This window comes from Phormidesmis priestleyi BC1401 (genome assembly GCF_001650195.1).
GTDB lineage: Bacteria > Cyanobacteriota > Cyanobacteriia > Leptolyngbyales > Leptolyngbyaceae > Phormidesmis_A > Phormidesmis_A priestleyi_B.
In genome coordinates this window covers 1-250 of the sequence record NZ_LXYR01000208.1, presented here as the reverse complement: position 1 = coordinate 250, position 250 = coordinate 1, and the positions used below count along the sequence as shown (strand labels likewise).

The window sequence follows — 250 nt, the reverse complement described above, 5'->3', positions numbered from 1 at the left end:
TTCTTGACGATGTAACGATTACATCATATAAGTATCACTGAGAGTCTACGAGGATATCACCATGATTCTTGTCTGTGGGGGTATTAAAGGGGGGGTTGGCAAGTCCACGGTCGCAACCAACATGACCGTAATGAGAGCCAACCAGGGGATGGACGTGTTGCTCGTCGATGCTGATGATCAAGGCACGGCTTCAGACTTCACGGCGGTTCGTAACGAAACCTTAATAGAGCAGGGAGCTGGCTACACCTCC

The 250-nt window shown here is 50.0% G+C and carries 1 protein-coding gene; it reads left to right on the top strand.

Features of this window, described 5'->3' with window-relative positions:
* Positions 1 to 61 precede the first annotated feature (61 nt).
* On the top strand, positions 62 to 250 hold a 189-nt coding region (locus A8707_RS26465; RefSeq protein ID WP_156518925.1), incomplete at its 3' end, for a ParA family protein.